The organism is Ottowia sp. SB7-C50 (genome assembly GCF_033110285.1).
Lineage (GTDB): Bacteria > Pseudomonadota > Gammaproteobacteria > Burkholderiales > Burkholderiaceae_C > Ottowia.
Genome location: NZ_CP136995.1, coordinates 1,968,317 through 1,980,409, shown reverse-complemented (window position 1 = coordinate 1,980,409; position 12,093 = coordinate 1,968,317). Strand labels below are relative to the sequence as shown.

Sequence of the window (12,093 nt, the reverse complement as noted above, 5' to 3'; positions counted from 1 at the left end):
TTATATTAGATAATCAAATGCAAGGCCGCGACCGAGCTTGCAGTTAGGTGTTTACCCTGATCGGGCGTGGCGGGCGGCGGCACCGCACAATGCAGAAAACTCACGAGGATGTTTCCATGACCCGCAGACATTTCTTGCTGGCCGGCGCCGGGCTGGCGCTGGGCCGCGCGGCCGTCGCCCAAGGCGCTTTCCCCCAGAAGCCGCTGCGCATCGTGGTGCCCAACGCACCGGGCGGCGCGGCCGACATCACCGCCCGCGCGGTGGGCGAGCACATGGCCCGCACGCTGGGCCAGCCCGTCATCATCGACAACAAGCCCGGCGCAGGCGGCGTGGTGGCGGCGCAGAACGTGATCGCCGCGCCGCGCGACGGGCATGCGCTGCTGCTGATTTCCAGCGGCACGGCGGTGAGCCAGGCGCTGTTCAAGGCCTTGCCGTACGACACGCTGAAGGCCTTCGCGCCGGTGGCGCCGCTGGCCACGTTCGACCTGGTGATCGTGGCGGCGGAGGGCGGCGAATTCAGGACGCTGGGCGATCTGCTGGCCTTTGCGCGCGCACAGCCGGGCAAGCTGAACATCGGCACGCCCAACATCGGCACCACGCAGCACCTGGCGGCCGAGCTGTTCAAGACCACTGCGGGCCTGCAGGCGCAGGTGGTGCCGTTCAAGGGCACGCCGGACGTCGTCACGTCCCTTCGCGGCGGGCAGATCCACGCCGGGCTGGACATTTTGAGCCCGCTGCTGCCGCAGATTCAGAGCAAGGCCCTGCGCGCGCTGGCCGTGACCGGCGCCCGGCGATCCCGCGTGCTGCCCGAGGTGCCGACGGCGAACGAAGCCGGCGTCAAAGGGCTCGACGCCGCGTCGTGGAATGGCCTGGCCGTGGCGGCCGGCACGCCCGCCGGCGCCATCGAGCGGCTCAACCAGGCGGTCAACGCCGCGCTGCAGGACGCGGGGGTGCGGCAGAAGCTGGAGGCGCTCAACCTCGACCCGCGGCCCGGCACCGCGGGCGATGCGGCGGCCATGCTGGCAGGCGATATCCGGCGCTGGAGCGACGTGATCACCAAGGCGAAGATCGAGCGCCAATGACCGCGCGCGATCAGGCAGTGCGCAGCGCGGAAGGCGCCATCGGCGCGGGCTGCCGGTTGTGCGGGCGCCGCTTTCGATGCCGCGCGGGCAGGTGGCCATGATCGACATCCTGTCCATCACCGGCCCCATCTACATCGCCATCGCGCTGGGCTGGCTGACGACGCGGGCGGGGCTGTTCGAGCGCAGCGACATGCGCGTGCTGGGCCGCTTCGTGCTGTACGTGGCGCTGCCGGCGCTGCTGTTTGATGCGGTGGCACGCCGGCCGTTGGGCGACATCCTGGAATGGCGCTACATGGCGGTGTTCGCGCTGGGCGGCCTGGCGACGATGGCGCTGGGCCTGTTCTGGATGCGCCGCGTGGCGGGCCAGGCGCCGGTGGCGTCGGTGGTGCAGGCCATGGGCATGTGCTGCCCCAATTCGGGCTTTGTGGGCTACCCGGTCAACCTGCTGGTGCTGGGGCCGGTGGCGGGTGTCATCCTGGGCATGAACATGCTGGTCGAAAACCTGCTGCTCATTCCCTTGCTGCTGGCGCTGATGGACGCTGCCGCGGGTGGCGGGCACTGGCGGGCGGTGGTGCGCGGCGCGGCAGCCGGGCTGCTGCGCAACCCGATGGTGCTGGCGCTGGTGGCCGGCCTGGGCGCAGCGGCGCTGGGGCTGAAGTTGCCGGCGCCGGTGGAAAAGTCGGTCGGCCTGTTCGCGCAGGCCAGCGCGGCGCTGTCGCTGTTCGTGATCGGCGGGTCGCTGGCGGGTTTGGGGCTGGCGGGCATGCGCCGGCAGGTGGCGGCCATCGCTGTCGGTAAGCTGGTGCTGCACCCGCTGCTGACGTTTGCCGCCCTGTGGGGCCTGGAAGCGCTGGGCATGCCGCCGCTGGACGCCAAGCTGCGCGTCGGCGTCGTGCTGGCCGCCGCGTGCCCGATGTTCGGCATTTATCCCATCCTGGCGCAGAAGCACGGCCACGAAGGCCTGGCCGCGGCGGCGCTGCTGGGCACCACGGTGGCGTCGTTCTTCACCATCAGCGCGGCGCTGTGGGTGCTGCGCTGAACGCGCGCCTGAACGCGCCGCGTCAGAACCGGATGCCGGCCGGGTTGGTCGGCGTGCGCGGCGGCGCGATGCTGGGCGCCTCTGGCGTCGTCGCGGCGCGGTAGGCGGGCGGTGCGTCCGGCGCCTGCGCCGCAGCCGTGGCGCGCGGCGGCGTCAGGGGCGTGGCGGCCGGTCGGCGGTAGCTGGCGGGCAACTGCGACGACTTCGGGTAGCCCGCGGCGTCCAGGTAGGCCGACCATTCCGCGTCCGAATAGCCTTGGATGCGCTGGGCGCCAATGGTCAGCACCGGCAGGTCCTGCGTGCCGGCCAGGCGGCGCAGCGCGGCAATGTCGTCGTTCGATTCCACGGTCTTTTCGCTGAACGGCACCCCGCGGTTGACCAGCAGGTTGCGCCCGCTCTGGCAGGGCGCGCAGTCCTGGCTGGTGTAGATCACCACCGGATAGCGCTGGGCCACCTGGGCCAGTTGATACGGCAGGTTGGCCACGCCTGCGCCAGGGGCCGCGGCCGGGGCCGATTCCGGCGCTGCCGTCACCCGGTCGGAATAGGTGACGCGGCCACCTGCGCCCACGCTGCGCTGCACCTGCGCCTGCGCGCTCACGGCCATGCCCGCGGCCAGCAGCGCCAGGAAGGCGATGATCGAAGGATGACGGACAGGCATGGCTGGGGCGCTCAGGTGCGGTGGATGGGCGCGGCGCTTACGCCATGCCCTGGTGGCGCAGCAGCGCCTCCAGGCTGGGCTCGCGGCCGCGAAAGGCCTTGAACGATTCCATGGCCGGGCGGCTGCCGCCGGCTTCCAGAATCTCGCGGCGGTATTTTCGCCCCGTTTCCACGCTGGGCAAGCCATCGGGCGTGACGCTTTCCTCGAACGCCGCATACGCATCCGCGCTCAGCACCTCGGCCCACTTGTAGCTGTAGTAGCCCGCCGCGTAACTGCCGGCAAAAATGTGGCTGAAGGTCTGCGCGGTGCGCGAAAACGGCGGCGGCTGGATAACGGCGACCTCTTGCCGCACGGCGTCGAGCAGCGGCTGGAAGTCTTTCGCCGGGTCGTGCTCGGTGTGCAGCAGCATGTCGAACAGCGCGAACTCGATCTGGCGCACGGTCTGCATGCCGGCCTGGAAGTTCTTGGCCGCCGTCATCTTGTCGAACAGCGCGCGCGGCAGCGGCTCGCCGGTATCGACGTGCGCCGTCATGTGCTTGAGCACATCCCATTCCCAGCAGAAGTTTTCCATGAACTGGCTGGGCAGCTCGACCGCGTCCCACTCGACGCCGCTGATGCCGGACACGTCGTGCTCGTTCACCTGCGTCAGCATGTGGTGCAGGCCGTGGCCGAATTCGTGGAACAGGGTGATGACGTCGTCGTGCGTCAGCAGCGGCGGCTTGCCGTCGACGCCTTCGGCGAAGTTGCAGACCAGATGTGCGACCGGTGTCTGAAGCTGGCCGTTGTCGGGCCGCAGCCAGCGGGCGCGCACATCGTCCATCCACGCGCCGCCTCGCTTGCCGTTGCGCGCGCCCGGGTCGAGGTAAAACTGGCCGAGCAGCTTGCCGTCGCGTTCGATGCGGTAGAACTCGACGGACGGGTGCCACACGGGCGCCACGTCGCGGCGGATGGCGACCTCGAACAGCGTCTCGACGATCTTGAACAGCCCCTGCAACACCTTGGGTGCCTGGAAGTACTGCTTGACCTCCTGCTCGCTGAAGGCGTAGCGCGCTTCCTTCAGCTTTTCGCTGACGTACGGCCAGTCCCAGGGCTGCGGGTCGGCCAGTTTCAGGTCGGATTGGGCAAAGGCGCGCAGGTCGGCGATGTCGCGCTCGGCGTAAGGCTTGGCCTTGGCAGCGAGTTCGCGCAAGAAATCGACGACTTGCTTGGGCGAATCGGCCATCTTGGGCACGACCGAGACTTCTCCGAAGTTGGCGTAGCCCAGCAAGCCGGCTTCTTCGCGCCGCAGCGCCAGGATGTCGCGGATCAGCGGCGCATTGTCGTATTTCACGGCATCGCCCTCGGCCTGGTCCGACGCGCGCGTGACGTAGGCGCGGTACAGGCGCTGGCGCAGCGCGCGGTCGTGCGCGAACTGCATCACGGGCAGGTAGCTGGGCAGCTTGAGCGTCAGTTTGTAACCCGCCTTGCCTTCGCTTTCAGCAGCGGCGCGCGCGGCGGCCTTGACGTCGGGTGGCACGCCGTCCAACTCGGCCTCGGTGGCGTAGTAGGCGTAGCCGTCGGTGGCGTCGAGCGCGTTCTCGCTGAACTTCTGGCTGAGGGCGGCCTGTTCTTCCTGAATCGCGGCGTAGCGCTCCTTGGCCGCGCCCTGCAGTTCGGCACCGCCCAGCAAGAAGCCGCGCAGCGCGTTCTTGTGCGCCTGGCGCTGCTCGGCGTTCAGGGCGGCGGGGTCGATGGCCTTGTACTTGGCGTAGAGGCGCTCGTCGCTGCCGAGGTGCGTCCAGAACTCGGTCACCTTGGGCAGCGCGGCGTTGTAGGCGGCGCGCAGCTCGGGCGTGTCCATGACGGCGTTCAGGTGGCCGACCACGCCCCAGGCGCGGCCCAGCTTTTCGGTCGCGACGTCGAGCGTGCGCGACAGCGTCAGCCAGTCGGCGGGCAAATCGGGCGCGACAGTGGCTTCGAGCGCGGCTTCGGATTCGGCCAGCAGCTGGTCGATGGCGGGGCCCACGTGTTCAGGGCGAACCTGGTCGAACAGGGGGAGGTCGGTGAAGTCGAGGAGGGGGTTGGGCATGGTGCGTCAGGTGGGGGCAGGGCGTGCAATGTCAAGCACGACGGTATGAAAACGATAGCTTCTTACGCTTGTTGGGCCTGCGCTGGAGCCTGATTTGTGTGGAATTCTTCGGGCATTCGAACAGCCGGACGCAGAGGACGCAAAGGATTCGCAAAGGACGCAAAAGTAAAACCAAATTTTTTTGAATTTCTTTTGCGTTCTCTGCGAAATCTCTGCGTCCTCTGCGTCCGGCTGTTGGGTTTTGTCTCACCCACCCGCTTGCTCAGCCGCTTCAAGTGTGTTCACCAGCAGCATCGCGCGCGTCATCGGCCCGACGCCACCGGGCACCGGGGTAATCCAGCCGGCGACTTCCTTCAAGGCGGCAAAGTCCACGTCGCCGCACAGCTTGCCCGCGTCGTCGCGGTTCATGCCGACGTCGATCACCACCGCGCCGGGCCTGACCATGTGGGCCGTCAGCACGTTGCGCTTGCCGACGGCGGCGACCACGATGTCGGCCTGGCGCGTCAGCGCGCCCAGGTCGGGCGTGCCGCTGTGGCACACGGTGACGGTGGCGTTGGCGGCCAGCAGCATCATGGCCATCGGCTTGCCGACGATGTTGCTGCGGCCGATGACCACGGCGTGCTTGCCTTTCAGGTCCTTCATGCCGATCGATTCGAGCATCTTCATGCAGCCGTAGGGCGTGCAGGGCCGAAAGCCGGGCTGGCCGACCATCAGCGCGCCCGCGCTGGCGACGTGAAAGCCGTCCACGTCCTTGTGCGGCGCAATGGCTTCGATGACGGCGTGGCTGTCCATGTGCGGGGGCAGCGGCAACTGCACCAGGATGCCGTGCACTGCCGGGTCGGCGTTGAGCGCGGCGATGCGGGCCAGCAGGTCGGCCTGCGTCATGTCGGCGGGGTAGCGCTCCAGCGTGGCGCCCAGGCCCGTTTGTTCGCTGTCGGCCACCTTGCTGCGCGTGTAGACCTGGCTGGCAGGGTCTTCGCCGACCAGGATGACGGTGAGGTGCGGCTGCACGCCACGGGCTTTCAGCGCGGCCACGCGCCCGGCCACTTCGCCGCGCACCTGCTGCGCCAGGGCATTGCCGTCAATCAATTGAGCTGTCATGGTGATTTATCAACAAAAAAGCCGCTGGCGCTTGTCAGTAAAGCGCGAGCAGCTATCAAAAAAAGAGTATGAGGATGGCGGCTCGCGGCTCAGGTCTTGCCCGAGTTCTGGCCCAGCGCAATTTTCAACAGGTCAGCCACGGTATTGGCGCCGAGTTTTTCCATGATGTTGGCGCGATGCGCCTCCACCGTCTTGATGCTGATGCCCAGGTCGTCGGCGATCTGCTTGTTCAGGCGGCCGGCGACGATCCGTTCCAGCACCTGCGCCTCGCGGCCCGTCAGCTTGGCCAGCAGCGCGTCGCGCGTGGCGGCCTGCTGATGTTCGGCGAAGGTGGTGCACGCGTGCTCCAGCATGCGCTCGACCAGCGGAACCAGGTGGTCTTCCTTGAAGGGCTTCTGGATGAAGTCCATCGCGCCTTTCTTCATGGCGTCGACGGCCAGCGGCACGTCGCCGTGGCCGGTGATGAAGGCCAGGGGCAGCGGCGAGTTGCGCTCAATCAGGCGGTCCTGTAACTCCAGCCCGCTCATGCCGTCCATGCGGATGTCGACGATCAGGCAGGCGACTTCGCGCGGGTCGTAGCGGGCCAGCAGCACTTCGGCCGATTCGAAGCAGCGCACGCGGAAGGCCTGGCCTTCGAGCAGCCATTGCACCGAATCGCGCACGGCCTCGTCGTCGTCCACCACATAAACCGTGCCTCGCTTCGGGATCAAACTCATGCAACTGTCCTGGCGTTCGGGGTGGATGCCAGCGCATCCGGAACGGGGCCCACCGGGATCCAGAAACTGAAGCGGCAGCCCACGACTTGGCCGGCATTGTAGAGGTTCTCCGCGCTGATCCGGCCTTGGTGCGACTCGATGATCGAGCGGCACAGATTGAGCCCGATGCCCAGGCCTTCGGCCTTGGTGGAGAAGAAAGCTTCGTACAGCCGCGCCAGCGCTTCGGGCGACAGGCCGCGGCCCGAATCGGTCACGCTGAAGTGCATGGTGGGCAGGTCTTCGACGTCGCGCTGCATCACGCGCAGGTCGACCACGCGGTTGCCGGTGACGCGCTGCGCGGCGTCGATGGATTCGGCGCCGTTCTTGATCAGGTTAATGACGACCTGCTCGATCAGGATCGGGTCGACATACATCGCGGGCAGACCCGGAGCGATGTGGTGCGTCAGCCGGATCTGGCGTCGGCGCAGCTCGATGTCGGCCAGTTCCAGCACCTGTTCCATCATGGTGGCCACCTCGGCCCATTCGCGGCGCGGCTCGCTGCGCTTGACGAAGCTGCGGATGTGCTGCACCACCTGGCCGGCACGCTGCGCCTGGCGCGCGGTCTTGTCCAGCGCGCCCAGCAGGTCGTCCTGGCTGATGCTGCCGCCCTTGATGCGCGAGATCATGCCGGTGCAGTAGTTGCTGATGGCCGTGAGCGGCTGGTTCAGTTCGTGCGCCACGCTGGACGCCATTTCGCCCATGGTGATGAGGCGGCTGGCGGTCTGCGCGCGCTCGGCCTGCGCGGCGGCCTGCTCCTCGGCATGGCGGCGCGCGGTGATGTCGGTGGCGATCACCATCTGCGCCAGCCGCCCGTCCACCCAGTTGAGGTAGCGCGAACGCACTTCCAGCCACTTGCCCAGGCGCTCGATGTAGACCTCGGCGTGCTCGGCCACCGGCGTGGTGGTCAGGCTGTCCATCGGCAGACCGGCAAACGAATCCACCGTGTCCAGGCTTTCGTCGGACAGCTGTGTTTCGGGCGTGCCGGCGCGCGCCACCAGCTTCAGGTGGCCGCTGGTGGTGGCGTCGAACCACTGGCGGTACAGCTTGTTGGCAAACAGCAGTTCCTCACTGCCCAGTGGCGCTACGGAAACCGAAGCATCCAGCGCTTCCAGCACGGTCGTGAAGCGCTCATACGACGCCGAAAGCTGGCGACGCACGCGGTTGGGCTCGGTGATGTCGGTCATCGATGCCATCCAGCCGGTCTGCTTGCCGGTGGCGTCGATCAGCGGTGACACGTACAGCCGGGCGTCGAACACGGTGCCGTCCTTGCGCTGCACCCGCATCTGAAAGCCCGACGATTCGGCGCCGCCGTCCAGCTCGTCGTTCAGGCGCGCCGACAGCGCGTCGTGGTCCTCGGGCGGCCAGTAGCTGAAGGGCTCGGTCTGGCCGATCAGCTCGTCCTCGCTCCAGCCGGTCATCTGGCAAAAGGCGGGGTTGACGTAGGTGATGCGGCCTTGCAGATCGAGCGCGCGCATGCCGGTGAGCATGGAGTTCTCCATCGCGCGGCGGAAGCTGGTTTCGGCCTGCAGCGCCTGCTGCGCCTGCTGGCGGCGCTGCGACTGGCGCCAGTTGGCGATCAGCATCCACGCCGTCATCGTCGCCAGCACGGCGACCAGCCAGAACAGCGTGCCGCCCACCACGCCCTGCGACGTGCGCCAGGCCTGCGCTCGCAGCACCAGCCCGTTGCCGACGGGCGAGACGGGAATTTCGAACTCGTTCACCTTGCCCGCCCACGGCAGTTGCTCGGCCAGGCCCTGGCGATCCGGAATGGTCTGCCCGGCCAGCAGCTGGCCCTTGGCGTCGAGCAGCGCCACCGCATACTTGGCCAGCACTTCGGCCGGCACGCTGTAGCGCAGCAGGCCGTCGACCGAGTATTCGGCCAGCAGCGTGCCGGCGAATTCGCCGCGCGGGGTGATGGGTACGTGCAGGTACAGCTCGGGCTCACTGCCGGGCGTGGCGTGCGGCTGGGTATAGACGGGCTGGCGCAGGTCTTTGGCCAGGCCGTAGCCGATTTCAGCGTCGCCGGGTTTCAGCTGACCTTCGGACACCCAGTCACGCACCGGCGACACGCTGGGCGACGCCTGGCTGGCGCGGAACTGGCGGTTCTGGTCCAGCCAGCTCAGCGCCACCAGCTCGGGGAACTGCGACACCAGCGCCTCGGCGCGAAAGTCGAACTGCAGTGTCGACATCTCGCGGTCGGCCATGTCGCGTGCCAGCCGCATCAGCTGCTCCTGCCGCTCCAGCAGCCGCAGGCGCAGGCGCTGCTGGCTGTATTCGACGTCGCGCTTGACCGCTTCCTGCTCGCGCCGCACTTCTTCGAGGCGCAGGTACCAGAAGGCCGACACGATGGCGGCCAGGAACAAAAGCACCGCCGCCAGCGGCGCCAGATGGGCGATGCGGTCCTGCGCCAGCAGGCCGCGCTGCCACCAGGGGCGCGATGCGCTGGGGTCGAGCACGGTGGCGGCGCTGTGGGTCGGCATGGGCGGCCAGTGTAGTGGTACGGTGATTGCCGGCCCGTGATGGGGCTCAAAACCAGTGATATTTCGTATTGTGATATTTAAATTCTCTATTTGAAAAATACGGAGTTTGTGCGATGATCGCGGCTTGATTCACAATGACCTTCATCGACATAGAAAGACGAGGAGACAAGCGATGTCCGAGGATCCCAAGGCAAATTCCGTTGCCGCTGCAGAGATAGACGCCCAGGAAACCCGAGAGTGGCTGGATGCGCTCTCTGCCGTGATCGAGCGCGAAGGCCCCGAGCGCGCCCACGAGCTGCTGGAAGAACTGCTGGAACACGCGCGCCAGCAAAGCATCGACCTGCCGTTTTCGGCCACCACCGGCTATGTGAACACGCTGGAGCCGGCGCAGGAAGCGCGCTCGCCCGGCAACATCGCCATCGAAAAGCGCCTGCGCGCCTACATGCGCTGGAACGCCATGGCCATGGTGGTGCGCGCCAACCGCCTGAACCCCGCCGACGGCGGCGACCTGGGCGGCCACATCGGCTCCTTCGCCTCGCTGGCGTCCATGCTGGGCGCAGGCTTCAACCACTTCTGGCACGCCGACAGCGGCGACCACGGCGGCGACTGCCTCTACATCCAGGGCCACAGCGCGCCCGGCATCTACGCGCGCGCCTACCTCGAAGGCCGCATCACCGAAGAGCAGATGGACAACTTCCGCCAGGAAGTCGATGGCAAGGGCCTGTCCAGCTACCCGCACCCCAAGCTGATGCCGCGCTTCTGGCAGTTCCCCACCGTCAGCATGGGCCTGGGCCCGCTGATGGCGATCTACCAGGCGCGCTTCCTCAAGTACCTGCACGCGCGCGGCATTGCCGACACGGCCAAGCGCAAGGTGTGGGTGTTCCTGGGTGACGGCGAGATGGACGAGCCCGAGAGCATGGGCGCCATCGGCCTGGCCGCGCGCGAAGGGCTGGACAACCTGATCTTCGTCGTCAACTGCAACCTGCAGCGCCTGGACGGCCCGGTGCGCGGCAACGGCAAGGTGATCCAGGAACTGGAAGGCGAATTCCGCGGCAGCGGCTGGAACGTCATCAAGCTGATCTGGGGCAAGGGCTGGGACGAGCTGCTGGCACGCGACAAGTCCGGCAAGCTGCGTCAGCTGATGATGGAAACACTGGACGGCGACTACCAGGCCATGAAGGCCAACGACGGCGCCTACGTGCGCAAGCACTTCTTCGGCAAGTACCCCGAGACCGCCAAGCTGGTCGAGCACATGACCGACGAGGAAGTGTTCGAACTGCGCCGCGGCGGCCACGACCCGGAGAAGGTGTACGCCGCCTTCCACGCCGCCCACCACCACCAGGGCCAGCCCACGGTGCTGCTGGTCAAGACCATCAAGGGCTACGGCATGGGCAAGGCGGGTGAAGCCCGCAACACCGTGCACCAGACCAAGAAGCTGTCGGACGAGGACATCCGCTACATCCGCGACCGCTTCAACATCCCCGTGCCCGACAGCGAACTGGACAAGCTGCCGTACTACAAGCCGGCCGACGACACGCCGGAGATGAGGTACCTGCAGGAACGCCGCCAGGCGCTGGGCGGCTACCTGCCGCAGCGCCGCCCGGTGTCGGACGAGCGCTTCACCATTCCGCCGCTCGACACCTTCAAGGCGGTGCTGGAGCCCACGGCCGAAGGCCGCGAGATCAGCACGACGCAGGCTTTCGTGCGCTTTCTGACGCAGTTGCTGCGCGACAAGGAATTCGGCCCGCGCGTGGTGCCCATCCTGGTGGACGAGGCACGTACCTTCGGCATGGAAGGCCTGTTCCGCCAGATCGGCATCTACAACCCGAAAGGCCAGCTCTACACCCCGGTCGACCGCGACCAGGTGATGTACTACCGGGAAGACAAGGCCGGCCAGATCCTGCAGGAAGGCATCAACGAAGCCGGCGGCATGGCCAGCTGGATTGCCGCCGCCACCAGCTACAGCACGAGCAATCGCATCATGATGCCGTTCTACGTGTTCTATTCGATGTTCGGCTTCCAGCGCATCGGCGACCTGGCCTGGGCCGCCGGCGACATGCAGGCGCGCGGCTTCCTGCTGGGCGGCACCAGCGGGCGCACCACGCTCAACGGCGAGGGCCTGCAGCACGAAGACGGCCACAGCCAGATCCTGGCCGGCACGGTGCCCAACTGCGTGTCGTACGACCCGACCTTCGCGCACGAAGTGGGCGTGATCCTGCACCACGGCCTGAAGCGCATGGTCGAACAGCAGGACAACGTCTACTACTACCTGACGCTGCTGAACGAAAACTACGCCATGCCCGGCCTGCAGCCCGGCACCGAAGAACAGATCATCAAGGGCATGTACCTGTGCAAGCCCGGCAGCGACGCCGGCGCTGGCGCCGCGCGCGTGCAGCTGCTCGGCTCGGGCACCATCCTGCGCGAGTCGATCGCCGCACAGGAACTGCTGCTGAAGGACTGGGGCGTGGGCGCCGACGTGTGGAGCTGCCCCAGCTTCAACGAACTGGCGCGCGAAGGCCAGGACTGCGAGCGCTGGAACCTGCTGCACCCGACCGAACCGCAGCGCGTGCCTTTCGTGGCGCAACAGCTGGCCGCGCACGCCGGGCCGGTGGTGGCGTCGACGGACTACATGAAGAGCTTCGTCGAGCAGATCCGCCCCTTCCTGCCGAAGGACGACAAGGGCGTGGGCCGCCGCTACATGGTGCTGGGCACCGACGGCTTCGGCCGCTCCGATTTCCGCAGCAAGCTGCGCGAGCACTTCGAGGTGAACCGGCACTACCTCGTTGTCGCCGCGCTGCGTGCGCTGGCCGACGAGGGCAAGCTGCCGATGAGCCGGGTGGCCGAGGCCATCCAGCGCTACGGCATCAAGACCGACAAGATCAACCCGCTGTACGCCTGAGGGAGACAAGA

General features: G+C 67.4%; 8 protein-coding genes. 3 read left to right on the top strand and 5 right to left on the bottom strand.

The window, feature by feature from the left end; all coding sequences use genetic code 11:
• The first annotated feature begins 116 nt into the window (after nt 1-116).
• Nucleotides 117-1,082 (top strand): tripartite tricarboxylate transporter substrate binding protein, encoded by a 966-nt coding sequence (locus R0D99_RS09440; protein ID WP_317748004.1) that lies wholly within the window; start codon nt 117-119, stop codon nt 1,080-1,082.
• Between the two features lie 58 nt (nt 1,083-1,140).
• The gene (locus tag R0D99_RS09435) at nt 1,141-2,121 is read left to right on the top strand and encodes an AEC family transporter (RefSeq protein WP_317748003.1); all 981 of its coding nucleotides are present in this window, start codon (nt 1,141-1,143) and stop codon (nt 2,119-2,121) included.
• 22 nt (nt 2,122-2,143) lie between these two features.
• On the opposite strand, the gene R0D99_RS09430 is transcribed toward R0D99_RS09435, so the two are convergent.
• From R0D99_RS09430 to R0D99_RS09410, 5 genes are all read right to left on the bottom strand, one after another.
• Nucleotides 2,144-2,779, bottom strand: a complete 636-nt coding sequence (locus tag R0D99_RS09430; RefSeq protein WP_317748002.1) for a glutaredoxin family protein — start codon at nt 2,777-2,779, stop codon at nt 2,144-2,146.
• A gap of 37 nt (nt 2,780-2,816) precedes the next feature.
• Nucleotides 2,817-4,847, bottom strand: a complete 2,031-nt coding sequence (locus R0D99_RS09425; RefSeq protein WP_317748001.1) for a M3 family metallopeptidase — start codon at nt 4,845-4,847, stop codon at nt 2,817-2,819.
• Nucleotides 4,848-5,093: 246 nt separating this feature from the next.
• Complete coding sequence (locus R0D99_RS09420) at nt 5,094-5,948, bottom strand: bifunctional methylenetetrahydrofolate dehydrogenase/methenyltetrahydrofolate cyclohydrolase (protein ID WP_317748000.1); 855 nt, start codon at nt 5,946-5,948, stop codon at nt 5,094-5,096.
• A gap of 89 nt (nt 5,949-6,037) precedes the next feature.
• Nucleotides 6,038-6,664 (bottom strand): response regulator transcription factor, encoded by a 627-nt coding sequence (locus R0D99_RS09415; protein WP_317747999.1) that lies wholly within the window; start codon nt 6,662-6,664, stop codon nt 6,038-6,040.
• A complete protein-coding gene (locus tag R0D99_RS09410) occupies nt 6,661-9,183 on the bottom strand; it encodes a PAS domain S-box protein (RefSeq protein WP_317747998.1) in 2,523 nt (840 codons plus the stop codon). The genes R0D99_RS09415 and R0D99_RS09410 overlap by 4 nt, the downstream gene beginning before the upstream one ends.
• A 172-nt stretch (nt 9,184-9,355) precedes the next feature.
• Here R0D99_RS09410 and aceE point away from each other — a divergent pair, with 172 nt between their 5' ends.
• Complete coding sequence (gene aceE / locus R0D99_RS09405; protein ID WP_317747997.1) at nt 9,356-12,082, top strand: pyruvate dehydrogenase (acetyl-transferring), homodimeric type; 2,727 nt, start codon at nt 9,356-9,358, stop codon at nt 12,080-12,082.
• Nucleotides 12,083-12,093 lie beyond the last annotated feature (11 nt).

What these genes read in the sequence shown, in the direction of transcription:
- R0D99_RS09440 (WP_317748004.1), top strand. Translation starts at nt 117, where the DNA reads ATGACCCGCAGACATTTCTTGCTGGCCGGCGCCGGGCTGGCGCTGGGC.
- R0D99_RS09430 (WP_317748002.1), bottom strand. Translation starts at nt 2,779, where the DNA reads ATGCCTGTCCGTCATCCTTCGATCATCGCCTTCCTGGCGCTGCTGGCC.
- R0D99_RS09425 (WP_317748001.1), bottom strand. Translation starts at nt 4,847, where the DNA reads ATGCCCAACCCCCTCCTCGACTTCACCGACCTCCCCCTGTTCGACCAG.
- R0D99_RS09420 (WP_317748000.1), bottom strand. Translation starts at nt 5,948, where the DNA reads ATGACAGCTCAATTGATTGACGGCAATGCCCTGGCGCAGCAGGTGCGC.
- R0D99_RS09415 (WP_317747999.1), bottom strand. Translation starts at nt 6,664, where the DNA reads ATGAGTTTGATCCCGAAGCGAGGCACGGTTTATGTGGTGGACGACGAC.
- R0D99_RS09410 (WP_317747998.1), bottom strand. Translation starts at nt 9,183, where the DNA reads ATGCCGACCCACAGCGCCGCCACCGTGCTCGACCCCAGCGCATCGCGC.
- aceE (WP_317747997.1), top strand. Translation starts at nt 9,356, where the DNA reads ATGTCCGAGGATCCCAAGGCAAATTCCGTTGCCGCTGCAGAGATAGAC.